Consider the following 17006-nt stretch of genomic DNA (forward strand, 5'->3'; position numbering starts at 1 on the left):
AGACGGGCCGACCATTCGCCTTTTCAGATCGTCATGAAATTCCGGATGTCGAACGCGGCGACGTTCGGCAACAGCACATCCGCTTCAGCCAGTGCGTGTGCATGGCCAATTCCCACAGCCGCCATCCCCGCGGCATGTATGCTCGCGATGCCCACGGCGGCATCCTCCACGCCAATGCAGTCGCCAGGCGACACTCCAAGGCCGCTGGCGGCGGCCAGGAAAATTTCCGGATCCGGTTTGGACCGGCTGATCGCTGCGGCATCCACCACGTAGTCGAACAGTTCGGCGATGCCGAGCCGTTCCAGCAGCAAGGACGCATTTCGGCTGGCCGACGCGAGCCCGATCTTCAGTCCGGCGCGGCGCACCGATTCGATCGCGACGTAGGCGCCGGGCAGCAGGTGCTGCGGTCCGAACTGCTCGATCTGTTCCCGGTAGTAGTCGTTCTTGCGCGCGGCGAGTGCGTCCTTCTCCGCTTCCGTGTAGGTGCGCCCTGCATGCTGCAGCAGGATATCCAGCGAACCGCGCCGGTCGACGCCTTTCATGCGCTCGCCGATGGCGTCGTCGAATGCCACGTCGATTTCCTCGGTCAGCCGTTTCCAGGCGGCGTGATGTACTACCGCGGTGTCGGCAATCACGCCGTCCAGGTCGAAGATCACCGCCTTCAGCGGTGTCGTCCTGGCATCGACGAAGCCGGCACACTTCAGGTGCAGGGGGTGCCCCGCGTGCAGACGTTGCGGCAGGCCATCGTGCAGGAAGGTGAGTGCGCTGCCGCTGGTCAATGTGTACTGCGCGCCGGTGCCATCGACTTCCACGCGCAGGTGCGCATCGCGCCAGCGCAGCCCGAAGCGATAACTCTTCCATCCTGGCGGCAACTTTGGCGCCAGCGCAGGCAGGCCGCCATGCACGCGCAGACCGCCGAATCCCCAGGTCAACGCCAACCAGCTGCCGGCCATCGCCGCCATGTGCAGGCCATGGGCGGCGTTGCCGTGCAGGTTGTCCAGGTCGACGCGCAAGGTGTCGAGGAAATAGCGATGCGCCTTGTCGACGTAGCCCACTTCGGCCGCCATCACCGCGAAGGTGGATGCCGACAGGGTGGAGTCGTGGACGGTGATGTCCTCGTAATAGTCAAAGTTGCGACGCTTGGTCGCGACATCGACCTGCTCGCCCGCCAGCATCAGGGCGAGCAGCGTATCGGCCTGCTTGCACACCTGGTGGCGGTAGATGGTGAGCGGATGCAGGCGCAGCAGCAGGGGATGTCTGCCCGGCCTGGTGGCGAGTCCGGCCGACAGGCGCGGCTTGTCGAGGAATCCATCGTCCTGCGGAAAGATGTCGAGTGCGGGATCGACCGGCAGATGCATGGCCTCGGCGGCACGGCGCCACTGCGCAGTTTCGTCCACATGCAGGTCGATCCGTGCGCTCAGTGCGGCGTATTGGACCGGGTACGTCAGCGCCATCCAGTCGGCAACGGCGGCGGCGTTGTGCAGATGTCGCTGCGCCAACCGGTTGGTGTAATGGTTGTTGTCGACCAGGGCGGAGTATTCGTCCGGGCCGGTCACTTCATGGATGCAGAAAGCGCCATCGTGGCGTGCGCTGAAATGCCCGATCTCCAGCCAGACACGCGCGGTCTCGAACAACATCTCGGCGCCGTACGCGGCCAGGAACGCATCGTCGCCGCTGGCATCGACGTAGAGTCGGATCGCCCATGCCACCGCCGCATTGATGTGGTACTGCGCCGAGCCACTGGGAAAGTACGAGGAACACTCGTCGCCGCTGATCGTGCGCCACGCGTACAGCGCGCCACGCGGATGATCGAGTTCGCGCGCGTGTTGGCGCGCATGGTCCAGCGTGCGATGGCGATACATCAGCATCGCGCGTACCAGCTCCGGCGCCAGGGTGACCAGCGCGGGCAGCATGAACACCTCGGCGTCCCAGAAGTAGTGACCTTCGTAGCCCTCGCCGGTGAGGCCTTTGGCGGCGGTGGTGCCATGGCTGTCGCGGCTGCTCGACTGGAACACATGGAACAGGTTGAAGCGCAGCGCCTGTTCGGTGGCGGGGTCGCCGTCGATGGCGAGGTCGGCCTGTGCCCAGAGCGTGGACAGCATCTGGGCCTGTCGCGCCAGCAGCGCCGGGTAGCCGAGCGCGATGGCCGTGTCCAGCGAGGCCTGCGCACGTGCGAGCAGATCGTTTGCCTGATCCTCGGCGAACGGCGAGGTGAAGACATAGGCGACGTACTTGTCCAGCGTGACCGTCTGGCCCGGTGCGAGGATGCCCTCGTAGACCTGGGTGACGCCGTGCGGCGCCAGGTTGGCGTAGCGAAACTGCAATTCGCCGGCATGCCGGTGTCGCTGTGCGCAGACCAGTCGGATGCCGCTGTGCGTGGTTTGCTGGCCGACCCAGGCGAGGTCTTCCTCGGCTTGGGCGTCATAGGTGCTGAGTCCGCCATCGATACGGCTGCCGATGCGGGGATCGAAGCCCTGTCCGGCGGCTTCGCGCGCGGTGCTGATCGATGACTCCAGCGTGACCGGTCCGGTGTAATCGAGCGAGCGTACGCGGTAGTGGATCGCCAGCAGTCCGGCGTCCTGCAGGCTCACGATGCGCTCGGCCTCGATCTCCAGCGTGGCACCGTCGGGGGAGCGCCAGCACAGTCGGCGCCGGTAGCAGCCGTTGCGCAGATCGAGTGCACGCTCGAAAGACAGCCACTCGCCCTGATCGAGCCGCACTGGCGTGTCGCCCAGGCGCAGATGGATGCGTGCGGCGTCGGCCACCGGGATGCGGGTGTCGGTATGGCTGGCGAAGCCGGGAAATCGCTCGTGATACTCGATCGGAGTGCGTTCCCATACCGCGGACAGCAAGGTGGCCTGGCTCGGGCTGTCGCTCTCCTCCAGGTTGCCGCGTACGCCGAGGGTGCCATTGGCCAGGGCGAAAAGGCTTTCGTCCTGCGCGAAACTGGACGGATCGGTGCCGTGGCGGATCAGCAGCCAGGGATCGACCGCCGTCTTTTCGACGACGGTCGGCGTCTCGGCATCCAGCGGCACCACGGCGTAGTGATCCACGATAAATCCCCTTGTCGCTCCGCCAGGCGCGTCAGGCCGATCGGCCCGCGAGGCTGCGGCTGGCGGCGAGCTTGGCAGTAAATGTTATCGGTATCAAGATACCGATAACATTTCGTTTGGATGGCCTTAAGGAAGCGGATTTTCCGGAATGGGATGGGGCATGAATTCGCTTCTTGGGGCAGCGTCGGCCCGGTTGCCGGCGGCATGTCATGGCGGCGCATGGCCAAGTTGCACCGACAGTGCGAAAGTCGACACACTGCATGCATCGGCTCGGAGCATCGCTGCAGTCCGGCAGCGTCGCGGCAGACCGGCAGGGGTCAAGTAGTTGAGCAAGATAGGCACGCGCAAGAACGCGTCAGGCGGCCTGACCATGGCCGATCTGGCACAGCTGGCCGGGGTGTCCAAGATCACGGTCTCGCGTGCGCTGGGCGACAGCCTGCTGGTCAATCCGGAAACCCGCGAGCGGATCCAGGCGCTGGCGCGCGAGCATGGCTACAAGCTCAACATCAGTGCACGCAACCTGCGCCTGCGCCGCAGCCACACCGTGGCCGTGATCGTGGAGATGAAGCCATCCACCGATCGCACCATGTTCGATCCATACCCCTTGCTGCTGCTGGGCGGCATCTCGCAGGAACTGACTGCTGCCGGCTACAGCGTGCTGCTGACCACCCGCCAGGGCGCCAACGCGGCGGCGGTGCAGGCCGCCGATGGGCTGATCCTGCTGGGCCAGGGCGCGCGCCAGGACGCGGTGCGCCGGTTCGACAAGTTGAGCCTGCCGATGGTGGTGTGGGGCGCGCACTCGGGTAACGATGTGCATGTGGTGGTGGGCAGCGACAACCGACTCGGCGGCGCCCTGGTGGCGAGGCATTTCATCGCGCTGGGCCGGCGCCGCCCGGTGTTCATCGGCAATCCCAGCCACCCGGAGATCTTCGAGCGCCTGAATGGCTTCGTCGACGCGCTGGCGGTGCACGGGATCAAGCCGCTGCTGATGCGGCGCGACGAGTTCACCCTGGACTCGGGCATGGATGCGGTGCGCTCGCTGCATGCGCGCAAGGTGGGTTTCGATGCGATCTTCGCCTGCAACGACTTGCTGGCGATGGGTGCGATCCGCGCCACGCTGGAGCTCGGGCGTGCGGTGCCGGCGGATGTCTCGGTGGTCGGTTATGACGACATGCCGCTCGGCGCCAGCTTCCTGCCGCCGTTGAGTTCGGTACAGCAGGACTGGCAGGAAGGCGGCATGCTGCTGGCGCGCAAGGTGCTGGCGTTGATCGAGGGCGAGCCGGCCACTTCGGAATGCCTGCCGGTCAACCTGATCGTGCGTTCGACCTGATCGCGCCTAGCGCGTGGCGGCAGCAGCGTGGTTGGTTTCGGTGGGATCGGCCGGGCTGCGTGCCGGCGGTGTCAGTACCAGCCGGAAGCAGCTGCCGCCGCCGGCCACGCGCACGTATTCCAGCGCGGCCTGGTTGGCGTCGCTCATCTGCCGTGCGAGGTACAGGCCCAGGCCGGTGCCGTATTCGTGGGTGGTGTAGAACGGCTCGAAAATCTGCGCGGCCACTTTCGGTGCGATGCCGGGGCCACGGTCGATCACTTCCAGGATGGGCACGCCGTGCTCGCCCTGGCGGGTCACCACCATGACCCGTGCCGGCTCGCCGGGCAGGCGGCCATAGCGCAGCGCGTTCTGCACCAGGTTCCATACCACCTGTTGCAGCTGCTGCGGGTCGGCCACCGCCGCCACCGGCGCACCGCTGCTGGCGATCACGCGCAGCGAGTCGGCGCCGAGGTCGTTGCCCTGGCTGTATTCCTCCACGAAAGCCTGCGCCCAGTGCCCGAGGTCCAGCGTTTCCGGCCGCGAGCGTTCGCGCCGCGAGAGTTGCAGGATGTTCTCGATGATCTCGTTGAGGCGGATGCAGTGGTTGTTGATGATCTCGACCATGCGCTGGTCGGTCGCGTCCATGCTGGTCGATTCGGCCAGCAACTGGGCGGAGTAGCGAATCGCCGCCAGCGGGTTGCGGATCTCGTGTGCGATCGAGGCGGACAGCCGGCCCAGCGACGTCAGCGTGAGTTCCTCCGCGCGGCGCGACAGCAGTGAGGTGTCGTCGAGGAAGATCAGCACATGCGAGTCGTCATTCGGCGCCAACCGGGTGAAGCGCGGCACCACCTCGGGTACGCCGTCGGCAAGCTGGGTAGCGGTTTCGTCCAGTTTGCCGGAGGTCATCCAGTGATAGAGCCGGCGCGACAGTTCCGGCGCCAGCTGGCCCAAGTCGCGCTGGTCGGCACCGGGGTTGCCCATCAGCATCCAGGCCGATTCGTTGATCTGATGGATGCGGTTGGCGTCGTCGACCAGCAGCACGCCGGTTTTCATGCGCCGGATGATCAGCTCGTTGACCTGGGCCAGGTTGGCCAGGTCGGTGCTGCGCTGCTCGGCCAGTGCCTCGGTGGCGCGCAGTTGACGGCCCAGCACGTGGCACAGCGTGGTGCTGGCGAAATAGGCCAGGCCGAACAGGGCGGCTTCCAGCAGGTCGCGGTCGCCGGGGCTGTCGGTCGATGCACCGAAGAAGGTATGTCCGAGAATGCCCAACGTGGCCAGCGCCGCGAAGAAGCTGGAAAGTCGCAGCGGCAGGATCAGCGCACCGGCGCTGAGGTTCACCGCCAGCATCATTTCGATGCCGATGCGCGCGTTGTGCATCGCCGCGATCGCCAGCACGGCGGCAACGATGTCCACCACCAGCGTGGCGGCTACCACCGCCCTGGCGTAGGGCATGCTGCGTCGGTTCCACAACACGGCGAGCAGGGCGAAAACCAGATAGAGCGCGGCCACGCCGCGCGCAAGGTCCAGTGGCCCCAGCTCGGGCCAGCCCAGGCCCGGCGGACTGAATGCCAGGCCGACGTAAACCAGTGCCTGGATCAGCCGGAACGCATTGAGGAATGACAGTTCATGGCGAACCGTCGTGGCGGCAGACCGGACGACGGTGAAAGTGGGCGTGCTGGACACGTGGCGGGACACTCTATGGCGGCTCCGGTCGAGTATAGACGTGCTGATCGGTGCCGTGCCGGTGCGAAAAAGCGCCTGAAACCGCCCTGCGCGGCCGAAAAAACAGGCCGCCCTTTCCATTGCCGCCCGCTTCCGCGAAAATAAGCGGCCGTATTGAGCGGTTTCTGCCAATTCGCAGGGCAGGCGCACTGCAATCCCCGGCAGTGCGTCAATCCGCCGTCCGACCTTCCTGACCCACGCTGATGTGCACGCGTGCGGCCGCCATCGTTTCTCCGTTCGCTCGAGGTATCGAATGAATTTCCACGAATACCAGGCCAAAGAACTGTTCGCGCAGTACGGCATTGCCGTACCGCCGGGCAAGATCGCCAACTCCCCCGACGCTGCCGTCGACGCCGCCAAGGCGCTCGGTGGCACGCAATGGATGGTCAAGGCGCAGATCCACGCCGGCGGCCGCGGCAAGTCCGGCGGCGTCAAGTTCTGCCGCAGCTTCGACGACGTCCGCGCCGCCGCCAAGGCCATGCTCGGCACCAATATGGAAACCTACCAGTCCGCCGGCCGTGCGCTGCCGGTGAACCTGGTGCTGGTGACCGACGCCACCGACATCGCCCGCGAGCTGTATCTGTCGATCCTGGTCGATCGTGATTCCAAGTCTGTCTCGTTCATCGCCTCCAAGCACGGCGGCGTGGACATCGAGCAGGTCGCCAAGGACACGCCCGAAGACATCCACACCATCGTGATCGACTTCGTCGAAGGGCTGCAGCCGTACCAGTGCCGCCAGCTCGGCTTCGCGATGGATCTGAATGCGAAGCAGGTCAACCAGCTGACCAAGATCATGCTGGGCCTGTACAAGCTGTTCAACGAGCAGGACCTGGCCCTGGTCGAGCTCAATCCACTCGCCGTGCTGGAAGACGGCAACCTCGCCGCGCTGGACGGCAAGGTCAACTCCGACGACAACGCCGAGTTCCGTCATCCGAACCTGGCCGCCATGCGCGACCTGACCCAGGAAGACGCCGCCGAAGCCGCGGCCGTGCAGTACAACCTCAACTACGTGACGATGGACGGCTCGATCGGCTGCATGGTCAACGGCGCCGGCCTGGCCATGGCCACGATGGACGTGATCAAGCTGGCGGGCGGTGAGCCGGCCAACTTCCTCGACGTCGGCGGCGGCGCGACGAAAGAGCGCGTGACCGAGGCGTTCAAGCTGATCCTGTCTTCGGACAAGGTGCGCTGCATCCTGGTCAACATCTTCGGCGGCATCGTGCGCTGCGACCTGATCGCCGAGGGCATCATCGCCGCGGTCAAGGAAGTGGGCCTGAAGATCCCCGTGGTGGTGCGCCTGCAGGGCACCAATGTCGATCAGGGCCGCGAACTGCTGGCCAACTCCGGCCTGGCGATCACGCCGGCGGATGATCTCAACGACGCGGCTCAGAAAGCCGTTGCTGCCGCGAAGGTCTGAGGAGCAATACGAATGAGCGTTCTCGTCAATAAAAATACCAAGGTGCTGGTGCAGGGTTTCACCGGCCAGCAGGGCACCTTCCATGCGCAGCAGTGCCTCGATTACGGCACGAAAATCGTCGGCGGCGTGACCCCGGGCAAGGGTGGCTCCGAGCACATCGGCCTGCCGGTCTTCAACTCGATGGACGAAGCCGTGCTGGAAACCGGCGCCGATGCGTCGGTGATCTTCGTGCCGCCGCCGTTCGCGGCCGACTCGATCCTCGAGGCGATCGATGCCGGCATCAAGGTCATCGTGGCGATCACCGAAGGCATTCCGGTGCTGGACATGCTGCGCGTCAAGAACGTGCTGATGCAGCATCCGGAAATCGTGCTGATCGGGCCGAACTGCCCCGGCATCATCACCCCCGGCGAATGCAAGATCGGCATCATGCCCGGCCACATCCACCAGAAGGGCAAGGTCGGCGTGGTCTCGCGCTCCGGCACGCTCACGTACGAAGCGGTGTTCCAGACCACCAACGAAGGCCTCGGCCAGAGCACGGTGATCGGCATCGGCGGCGACCCGATCAACGGCCTCAGCTTCATCGACTGCCTGAAGCTGTTCCAGGACGATCCGCAGACCGAAGGCATCATCATGGTCGGCGAGATCGGCGGCAGCGCCGAGGAAGACGCTGCCGAGTTCATCGGCGAATACGTGAAGAAGCCGGTGGTCTCCTTCATCGCCGGCGCCTCGGCCCCGGCCGGCAAGCGCATGGGCCATGCCGGCGCGATCATCTCCGGTGGCAAGGGCACCGCGGCGGCCAAGTTCGCTGCGCTGGAGAAGGCCGGCGTCACCACGGTGAAATCGCCTGCCGACCTCGGCAAGACGCTTGCGAAGCTGATGAAGTAAGTCGGCACCGACTGCTCTAAAATGCGAAGGCCGCGACGTAAGTCGCGGCCTTCGTCATTCTGGGAGCACGTTACATGGCAAGGCTGCGTCTGGCACTGGCCCAACACGATTTCGCGGTCGGCGCGGTGGCGGCGAATGCTGCGAAGGCTGGCGAGCTGATCGCGCTGGCGCGCGCTGGCGGCGCCGCGCTGGTGGCCTTTCCCGAGCTGACCCTCAGCGGCTATCCGCCGGAAGACCTGTTGCTGCGACCGAGCTTCCTTGCTGCCTGCGACAGCGAGCTGGCGATGCTGGCCGCCGCGACCAACGGCATCGCGGCGCTGGTCGGACATCCGCACAGCGAGGGCGAGGTGTTCAACGCCGCCAGCCTGCTGCGCGGCGGCCGGGTGGAGTGCATCGCACACAAGCAGGCGCTGCCCAACTACGGCGTGTTCGACGACAAACGTTATTTCCGTCCCGGCCATGCGTCGGTCACGGCAGTGATCGACGGCGTTACCGTCGGCCTGCTGATCTGCGAAGACGTCTGGCAACCGGAGCCAGCCGCGCAGGCCGCCGCCGCGGGCGCCGAGTTGATCGTGGTGATCAACGCCTCGCCATGGGATGCCGCCAAGCAGGCCGAACGCGAAGCCCTGCTGCAGGCGCGGGCGCAGGAAACCGGTTGCGCGATTGCCTATCTCAACCTGGTCGGTGGCCAGGACGAAGTGGTCTACGACGGCGCTTCGCTGCTGGTGAACGGCGACGGCACGATCGCCGCCCGCGCGCCGCCCTTCGTCGATGCGCTGCTGTGGGCCGAATTCGATCCGGCCACGCGCACCTTGTTGGCGCAGGACTGGCCGGTGGCTGCCGACGACTCGATCGAGGCCACGCTGTATGCCGCACTGGTGCGCGGCACCCACGACTACATCGACAAGAACGGTTTCGGCGGCGTGCTGCTGGGTCTGTCCGGTGGCATCGATTCGGCGCTGACCCTGGCGTTGGCGGTCGACGCGCTGGGTGCCGAACGCGTCACCGCAGTGATGATGCCCACGCGCTACACCTCGCAGCTGTCGCTGGATGGCGCGCGCTCGCAGGCGGAGCAACTCGGCGTGGATTACCACGTGATCGACATCGAGGCGACCTACCAGTCGTTCGTCGACGCACTGACGCCCGCGTTCGCCGGGAAGGCTGCCGACACCACCGAAGAAAACCTGCAGTCGCGTACCCGCGGCGTGATGCTGATGGCGCTGTCCAACAAGCACGGCCGGTTGTTGCTGGCCACCGGCAACAAGAGCGAGATGGCAGTGGGCTACGCCACCTTGTATGGCGACATGTGCGGCGCCTATGCGCCGTTGAAGGACGTCTACAAGACCGTGGTGTACCGGCTGGCCAAGTGGCGCAACGCGGTGGCTTCGACTTCCGGTTTGCCACTCCCGATTCCCGTGGAAGTGATCGAGCGTCCGCCGTCGGCCGAGCTGCGCGACAACCAGACCGACCAGGACTCACTGCCGGCCTACGACGAGCTGGATGCGATCCTCAGCCGCTTCATCGAAGCGGAGCAGTCGCAGGCCGAGATCGTGGCGCAGGGCCACGACGCCGAGACGGTTCGCCGCGTCGTGCGGCTGGTGCTGCTGAACGAGTTCAAGCGCCGCCAGTCGGCCCCCGGACCACGCGTGACGACCCGGGCGTTTGGCCGCGAACGGCGTTACCCGATTACCTCAGGGTGGCGTTGAGACCGACGTCGCGACCGGACCGGAAGATGTAGCCCACAAAAAAGCCGGCGCTTGCGCCGGCTTTTTCTGCGACCGAACGGGGTGCTCAGTGATGTCCCGAGAACGGCACCATCTTGCGCAGCGTCGATGGCGCGTGGGGCCACTTGGTGTCGGACAGGTACGGGTGGTCAGGATAGTTCAGGGCCAGCACCTGGCGGGTTTGTTCGGCCTGGGCATCCTGCTTCAGCGCCAGGTAGCTGCGCGTGAGGATGGCCAGTGCGTCGCCGGCTTCCGGCGACTGCTGATAGTGCTCGATCACGTACTGCGAACGGTTCGCCGCAGCCACATAGGCCTTGTTGCGCAGATAGAACTCGGCCACGTTGACCTCGTAAAGGGCCAGTACGTTGCGCAGGTAGATCATGCGCTGGCGTGCGTCGGCGGTATAGGCACTGTCGGGGAAGCGGCGCGACAGCTCGGAAAAGTCGTCGAACGCCTGCAGGTTGTAGCCCTGGTCGCGGCGTGCGGTCGATCCGCTGCGATGAATGAAACGCTCGATCACGCCGCTGGTGCGATCAAAATTGATCAGACCGCGCAGGTAGTAGGCATAATCAACATGTTTGTTGGCCGGATACGTCTTGATGAAGCGGTTCACGGTCGACAAGGCATCGTCCGGCTGGTTGTCCTTGTACTGCGAGTAGGCGAGGTCGAGCTGGGCCTGTTCGTTGTATTCACCCGACGGGAAACGCGCGATCAGGCGCTGATAAGCCTTGGTGGCAGAGGCGTAGTCGGAGTTTTCCAGCGAGTCGTGGGCATTGTTGTACAGCGCGTCCACCGGCATGGTGTCGATGGAATCGTGCTTCGACTTGAACATCGAACATGCACTCATCGACACCGCGAACAGGAGCACCACAAGCATTCGCAGGACAGGCAAATTGAGCATCGGCAGCTTGGGCGAGTCGATAGTTGGGCGCATAAGGAAAAATTTCAGAATGTTTGAACGAAAAGGCATGATAGCCGAAACCGGTCGCAGCCCGCGGGGGCTGGCATGACCACGATCCGGCACCAGGGCGAGGTGCCGCTGGCTGCGGCAGGACGCAGGTTCGACCAGGCTTTGGCCGAGATGTTCCCCGATTATTCCCGTTCGCGGCTCAGTGGCTGGATCAAATCCGGCGCGGTGACGCTGAATGGCGTGCCGGCCCCGCCGCGGCAGTTGTTGCACGGCGGCGAGCAGGTGCATCTGCTGGTCGAGCTGGAAACCGAGGTGTCCAGCGCACCCGAAGACATCGCGCTGACCATCGTGTACGAGGACGATCACCTGCTGGTGCTGAACAAGCCCGCCGGCCTGGTCGTCCATCCTGGCGCCGGCAACCCGGCTGGGACCTTGCTCAATGCCTTGCTGCACCACGATCCGAAGCTGGCGGAGCTGCCACGCGCCGGCATCGTTCACCGGCTGGACAAGGACACCTCCGGCCTGATGGTGGTGGCGAGATCGCTGCCGGCATCCACTGCCCTGATCGATCTGTTGTCGCGGCACGAGGTGGAACGCCAGTACGAAGCGGTGGTGCTGGGGACGATGGTGGCCGGTGGCACGGTGGACGAGCCGATCGGCCGCAGCATGGGTGATCGCCTGCGCCAGGCGGTGCGTGACGAGGAAGATGGCAAGCGCGCGGTGACCCATTACCGGTTGCGCGAGCGTTTCCGGGCCCACAGCCTGCTGCAGTGCCAGCTTGAAACCGGCCGTACCCATCAGATTCGCGTGCACCTGACGCACATCGGTCATCCGCTGATCGGTGATCCGCTGTACGGCGGCGGCCTGAAGCTGCCCAAGGGGGCTTCGCCGGAGCTGGCGGCCATGTTGCGCGGCTTCCGCCGGCAGGCGCTGCATGCCGAGAAACTGTCGTTCGTGCATCCGGTAAGTGGCGAGGCGCTGTCGTTCAGTGCCGAACGGCCGGCCGACCAGCAGGCGTTGATCGAGGCGCTGCGCGAGGATCTGGTCGAACACGGCTCCGATCACTATTGAGCGCGGAGCGGCGAATAAAAGCGAAGGTATGCGATGCTTTGCCGCTCCCCGTTCCCCGCCCCGGATACCATGACCGATAGCTGGATCTTTCCCGACTGGCCGGCACCGCCACAGGTACACGCGGCGGTTACCACCCGTCTCGGGCCGGGTATCTCGACGGCGCCGTTCGACCGGTTCAATCTCGGCCTGAACAGCGGCGATGCCGTCGATGCGGTAGAGGCCAACCTCAGCGCCTTGCAGCAGTCCTTGCGGCTGCCGTCACCGCCGCGCTGGCTGCACCAGGTGCACGGCGTCAGCGTGGCCGAGCTGGGGCCGTTGCCCAGTGCCGAAAAGCCGCAGGCGGATGCGGCGATCTCGCACATTCCGGGCACCGTGCTTTCGATCCTTACCGCCGATTGTCTGCCGGTGCTGTTTTGTGCCGATGACGGCAGCGAGATCGGTGCCGCGCATGCGGGCTGGCGTGGCCTCGCTGGCGGCGTGCTGGAGGCGACGCTGACCCAGCTGGCCACTCCGCCGGCGCGCCTGTTGGCATGGCTGGGGCCGTGCATCGGCGCAGCCTCGTACGAGGTAGGCGAGGACGTGCGGGCCGCTTTCGTCGATCGCGATGGCGCGACCGCTGCCTGTTTCGTGGCGGGTCGGTCCGGTCACTGGTGGTGCGACCTGGCCGCACTGGCACGCCGACGACTGGAACGGGCCGGACTGAACCGCATCCACGGCGGCGGCTTCGATACCCTGGCCGATGCGCGCTTCTATTCGTATCGGCGCGATGGCGCCCGCAGCGGCCGTTTTGCCAGCCTGGTCTGGCTGGACCAGTCCTGACGCCCCGGCCGCGCGCTAACGACGTAACGCCTGCAGGAAAGTGTTGCGCCAGAGGGTGATGTCGTTTCGGCGCAACACGTCCATCATCGCGCTCCAGCGTTCGCGACGCTCCGCCAGCGGCATCTTCAGTGCGCGCTCCAGCGCGTCCGCGACTTCCTCGGTATCGGCGGGATTCACCAGCAGGGCGTCGGTGAGTTCCTGCGCGGCACCGGCAAAGCGCGACAGCACCAGTACGCCCGGATTGTCCGGGTCCTGGCAGGCCACGTACTCCTTGGCGACAAGGTTCATGCCGTCGCGCAGCGGTGTTACCAGGCCGACCCGTGCGGTGCGGTAGTAACCAGTCAGCAATTGGTGCGGGAACGATTTGTTGATGTAGCGGATCGGCGCCCAGTCCGGTGCCGCGTACTTGCCGTTGATGTGACCGGCGCTGCGTTCCAGTTCACGACGGATCTGCCGGTATTCCAGCACTGCGCCGCGCGAGGGTGGCGCGATCTGCAGAAAGATGATGCGACGGTGCAGTTCGGGTGCACGTTCGAGTAGCCGGGCGTAGGCCTCGAAGCGTTGATGCAAGCCCTTGGAGTAGTCGAGTCGATCGACACCGATGATCAGCTCGCGGTCTTCCATGCTGTTGCGCAGCTGGGTGATTTCGCTGTTGGAAACCGCCCGCTGCGCGGCCTCGGCAATGGCCTCGGTATCGATGCTGATCGGAAACGCCGCGGCGCGGAACTGCCGACCTTCGGGCATGCGCAATCGGCCACCCGCGTGCATGGTTGCCCCGGCCTCGTGCAGGAAATAATCCTCCAGTGCGCGCAAGTCGCGGCGGGTATGCACGCCGACCAGGTCGTAGCTGGCCAGGGTCTCCAGCAACTCGTGGTGATTGGGAAGCGCGATCAGGAGACCGGCGGCAGGCAGTGGTGTGTGCAGGAAGAAGCCGATGCGGTTCTTCACGCCGAGCCGGCGTAGCATCGCAGCGAGCGGAATCAGGTGGTAGTCGTGCACCCAGATCGTGTCATCGGGCCTGATGAGCTGCCGCAGCCGTTCGGCGAAGATCTCGTTGACGCGCAAATAGCCATCCAGATGAGTGCGCTGATAGTCGACAAGATCGGGTCGGTAATGCAGCATTGGCCACAACGTGCCGTTGGCAAAGCCGGTGTAGAAATCTTCGTGGTCGGCACGCGACAGGTCGACGGTGGCGTAATCCACCTTGCCATCACGCATCTGGTGCACCTCGGATGCAGTTTCGGCGGCCAACTTGCCGCTCCAGCCGAACCACAGTCCGCCCCGCTCCTGCAGCGCAGCCCGCAATGCCGAGGCGAGCCCGCCGGCCGCGGTTTGCCGTGGCAGCGCCACGCGGTTGGATACGACCACCAGTCGACCGGCTGGTTTCGCCGAGGCCATCACAGCGCGTCTTCCCAACGCCGCGATAGCCGCATCGCGGCCTGGATCAGGCCGACCAGGGAGTAGGTCTGTGGGTAGTTGCCCCAGTGTTCGCCGGTTCCCGGCGCGATGTCCTCGGACAGCAGGCCCAGCGCATTGCGCTGCTTCAGCATGTGCTCGAACATCGCTCGCGCGCGCTCCTTGCGGCCGGTAGCGGCAAGCGCTTCGATGTACCAGAACGTGCAGATGTTGAAGCTGGTCTCCGGCGCACCGAAATCGTCCGGTGCGATGTAGCGAAACAGGTAGTCGCCCCTGCCCAGTGCCACGCCGATCGCATCGACGGTGGCGACAAAGCGCGGATCGCCGGCTTCGACGAAGCCGATGTCGGCCAGCAGCAGAAGGCTGGCGTCCAGGTGTTCACCATCGTAGGCATCGACGAAATGACCAAGCTTTTCATTCCATGCGCGCGCCTCGATCCGCCCATGCAACTGCACCGCCTGCTCGTGCCAGTAGCGGGCCCGATCGTCGAGCCCCAGCTCGGTGGCGATATGCGCCAGGCGATCGCAGGCGGCCCAGCACATCGCGGCGGAATAGGTGTGCACGGCAGCGCGGCCGCGGTATTCCCACAGGCCGGCATCGGTCTGCTCGGCCATGCGCAGCGCCAGTGCGCCCATGCGCTCCAGCCGCTGGAAGGTCAGCTGGTCGCCGCGATGTTCCAGCCGGCGATCGAAGAACAACTGCGCCGAAGCCAGCACCACCGAGCCGTAGACGTCGTTCTGGCGTTGTCGCCAGGCATCGTTGCCGACCCGTACCGGACCCATGCCGCGATAGCCGGCGAGGCTGGTGATCTGGCGCTCGGGCAGCTCGCGTTCGAAGGTGATGCCGAACACCGGGCCGATCTCGGTATCGTGTTCGGCGGCAATCAGGTTGAACACGTAGCGGATGTATTCCTCCATGCTGCGTGTGGCGCCGAGCCGGTTCAGCGCGCGCACGGTGAACGCGGCATCGCGCAGCCAGCAGTAGCGGTAGTCCCAGTTGCGGGCGCTGCCGGCGGATTCGGGGATCGAAGTGGTCAGCGCGGCGACGATGGCGCCGGTGGCTTCGTACTGGCACAGCTTCAGCGTGATCGCGGCGCGGATCACCGCCTCCTGCCACTCGTAGGGCACCGACAGGTATCGTGTCCATTCGCGCCAATATTCATTGGTGCGTTCCAGCGTAAGGTGGATGAAATCGGCGGGGCTCTGGTTCAGCGTCTCGTCCGGGCCGAACACGAAATGCGCGGGGCGCTCCAGTCCGAACGGCAACTCGCGCTCGATCAGCGTTGCCGCCACGTCGCTGGTCAGGCGTTGAACCACGCTGCTGAGGCGATAGCGGATGTGGTTGCTGCCGGAGGTGGTTTCCGCCTTGCGTGCGCCGTAGTCGCACAAGGGCCGCAAACGTACGCGGATGCGTGGCGAACCGCTGATCGGACTGACCCGGCGGGCCAGCAGCACCGGATGATATAGACGTCCATTCGAACGATGGCGCGGTGCGAAATCCACCACCTCGACGGCACCGCCGTGGCGGTCGAACAGTCGGGTGACCAGCACCGCGGTGTTCGGCAGGTAGTTCTGCTCGGCGCGTTCGAATTCCTCCAGTTCGATCGCCCAGTCGCCGCCTTCGGCCTGCGGTGACATCAATGCGCAGAAACTGGCGTCGTCGTCAAAACGGGGCAGGCAGCACCACACGATGCGTGCGCGGTTGTCGATCAGCGCGGCGACACTGCCATTGCCGATCACACCAAGCTCAAGGCTGGCGCTGCGGGTCTCCGTTGGAGAGTCGGGCATGGGTGGGAACTCCGTGTGTGAGTGCGTCCAGGACGCGGGTCAGCCAGGCCTCCGTCGCGGCGGGGCCGGGCAGGGTGAATTCGGCCAGGGTGGGTTCGCGCGTGCCGATGCGCACGCTGAGCCCATGTCCCCGGTTGACGCGGGCAAACGCGTGTTCGTCGGTGAGATCGTCGCCCAGATAGACCGGTCGACGACCATGGAACGGTGGCTGCGCCATGAGTTCATGCACGGCATGGCCCTTGTCCATGCCCGCCGGTTTGAACTCCAGCACCAGGTTGCCTGGCTGCAATTCGTAGCCCGGCAGTTGCGGCAACAGCACCATTGCCGCTTCGCGCAGCGCCGGCAGCTGTTCGGGTGCACGGCGGCAGTGCAGTGCGATGGCGCTCTGCTTGTCCTCCAGTTGCACGCCATCGAAGCGATCAGACAGTGCGTGTATCGCGTGGCGCATCTGCATCTGTTGCGCGGCGGGGACGTTGAAATCGCGACAGTTGCCGTCGGCATGGCGCAGCTGCAGTCCGTGCAGTCCGGCCGCCGCCCAGCGAGGATGGCCGAACATGCGGTCGAGCTGGTCCAGCTCGCGTCCGCTGACCAGCGCCAGAGCGCCGTCCAGGGCGCGATGCAAGGCATGCAACAGGCTCAACAGCGAGGAACTGACCTCCACCGCCAACGGATCGTCGGCAAAGTCGAGCAGGGTGCCGTCGACATCCAGAAAGATCGCCCAGCGCGCGCCGGTGTTCGGTAGTGGGGGCGGCAGGAGCGGGGTGCGCGGTGTGAAACCAGTGGCGGGTATGACCGTTGACATCGCCATCACTCTAACAAACCGAATGTGAAAGCTTTCTCGTGCACCACACGGGTCGTCGGTGCGCGACGATCTTGAATCACGTTGCGACGGC

The 17006-nt window shown here is 65.5% G+C and carries 12 protein-coding genes; 6 read left to right on the plus strand and 6 right to left on the minus strand.

Annotated elements, in window-relative coordinates; all coding sequences use genetic code 11:
* Nucleotides 1-23 precede the first annotated feature (23 nt).
* A complete protein-coding gene (gene pgmB / locus ACPPVV_RS04145) occupies nucleotides 24-3053 on the minus strand; it encodes a beta-phosphoglucomutase (RefSeq protein WP_426702210.1) in 3030 nt (1009 codons plus the stop codon).
* 325 nt (nucleotides 3054-3378) lie between these two features.
* Between pgmB and ACPPVV_RS04150 the strand changes: the two genes are divergently transcribed.
* Nucleotides 3379-4383: a LacI family DNA-binding transcriptional regulator gene (locus ACPPVV_RS04150; protein WP_426702211.1), complete on the plus strand. Its 1005-nt coding sequence runs from the start codon at nucleotides 3379-3381 to the stop codon at nucleotides 4381-4383.
* A gap of 6 nt (nucleotides 4384-4389) precedes the next feature.
* Here ACPPVV_RS04150 and ACPPVV_RS04155 read toward each other — a convergent pair whose 3' ends face one another.
* On the minus strand, nucleotides 4390-6045 hold the full coding sequence (locus tag ACPPVV_RS04155) for a sensor histidine kinase (RefSeq protein WP_426702212.1): 1656 nt from the start codon (nucleotides 6043-6045) through the stop codon (nucleotides 4390-4392).
* A gap of 292 nt (nucleotides 6046-6337) precedes the next feature.
* Between ACPPVV_RS04155 and sucC the strand changes: the two genes are divergently transcribed.
* The 3 genes from sucC (at nucleotide 6338) to ACPPVV_RS04170 (ending at nucleotide 10092) form a co-directional block, all read left to right on the plus strand.
* Nucleotides 6338-7501, plus strand: coding sequence for an ADP-forming succinate--CoA ligase subunit beta (gene sucC, locus ACPPVV_RS04160; protein WP_426702213.1), 1164 nt, complete (start codon nucleotides 6338-6340; stop codon nucleotides 7499-7501).
* 12 nt (nucleotides 7502-7513) lie between these two features.
* Nucleotides 7514-8386 carry a succinate--CoA ligase subunit alpha gene (sucD, locus tag ACPPVV_RS04165; protein ID WP_426702214.1) on the plus strand — a complete coding sequence of 291 codons (873 nt, stop codon included), beginning with the start codon at nucleotides 7514-7516 and terminating at the stop codon, nucleotides 8384-8386.
* Between the two features lie 74 nt (nucleotides 8387-8460).
* The gene (locus ACPPVV_RS04170; RefSeq protein WP_426702215.1) at nucleotides 8461-10092 is read left to right on the plus strand and encodes an NAD+ synthase; all 1632 of its coding nucleotides are present in this window, start codon (nucleotides 8461-8463) and stop codon (nucleotides 10090-10092) included.
* A gap of 85 nt (nucleotides 10093-10177) precedes the next feature.
* Here ACPPVV_RS04170 and ACPPVV_RS04175 read toward each other — a convergent pair whose 3' ends face one another.
* Nucleotides 10178-11044, minus strand: coding sequence for an outer membrane protein assembly factor BamD (locus tag ACPPVV_RS04175; protein WP_426702216.1), 867 nt, complete (start codon nucleotides 11042-11044; stop codon nucleotides 10178-10180).
* Between the two features lie 72 nt (nucleotides 11045-11116).
* Here ACPPVV_RS04175 and rluD point away from each other — a divergent pair, with 72 nt between their 5' ends.
* Both rluD and pgeF read left to right on the plus strand, forming a co-directional pair.
* Nucleotides 11117-12091, plus strand: a complete 975-nt coding sequence (rluD, locus tag ACPPVV_RS04180) for a 23S rRNA pseudouridine(1911/1915/1917) synthase RluD (protein ID WP_426702217.1) — start codon at nucleotides 11117-11119, stop codon at nucleotides 12089-12091.
* 69 nt (nucleotides 12092-12160) lie between these two features.
* Entirely contained in the window at nucleotides 12161-12910 is a 750-nt protein-coding gene (pgeF, locus tag ACPPVV_RS04185; RefSeq protein ID WP_426702218.1) for a peptidoglycan editing factor PgeF, read from the plus strand.
* Nucleotides 12911-12925: 15 nt separating this feature from the next.
* Here the strand turns inward: pgeF and otsA are convergent, their stop codons facing one another.
* From otsA to otsB, 3 genes are read right to left on the minus strand one after another with little or no spacing between them, the layout of a single operon-like run.
* The gene (gene otsA / locus ACPPVV_RS04190) at nucleotides 12926-14308 is read right to left on the minus strand and encodes an alpha,alpha-trehalose-phosphate synthase (UDP-forming) (protein WP_426702219.1); all 1383 of its coding nucleotides are present in this window, start codon (nucleotides 14306-14308) and stop codon (nucleotides 12926-12928) included.
* Complete coding sequence (locus ACPPVV_RS04195; protein WP_426702220.1) at nucleotides 14308-16113, minus strand: glycoside hydrolase family 15 protein; 1806 nt, start codon at nucleotides 16111-16113, stop codon at nucleotides 14308-14310. Before ACPPVV_RS04195 ends, otsA begins: the two co-directional genes overlap by 1 nt.
* A complete protein-coding gene (gene otsB, locus ACPPVV_RS04200) occupies nucleotides 16073-16915 on the minus strand; it encodes a trehalose-phosphatase (RefSeq protein WP_426702221.1) in 843 nt (280 codons plus the stop codon). Before otsB ends, ACPPVV_RS04195 begins: the two co-directional genes overlap by 41 nt.
* Nucleotides 16916-17006: the final 91 nt, after the last annotated feature.

Source organism: Rhodanobacter sp. Col0626 (genome assembly GCF_049994385.1).
Lineage (GTDB): Bacteria > Pseudomonadota > Gammaproteobacteria > Xanthomonadales > Rhodanobacteraceae > Rhodanobacter.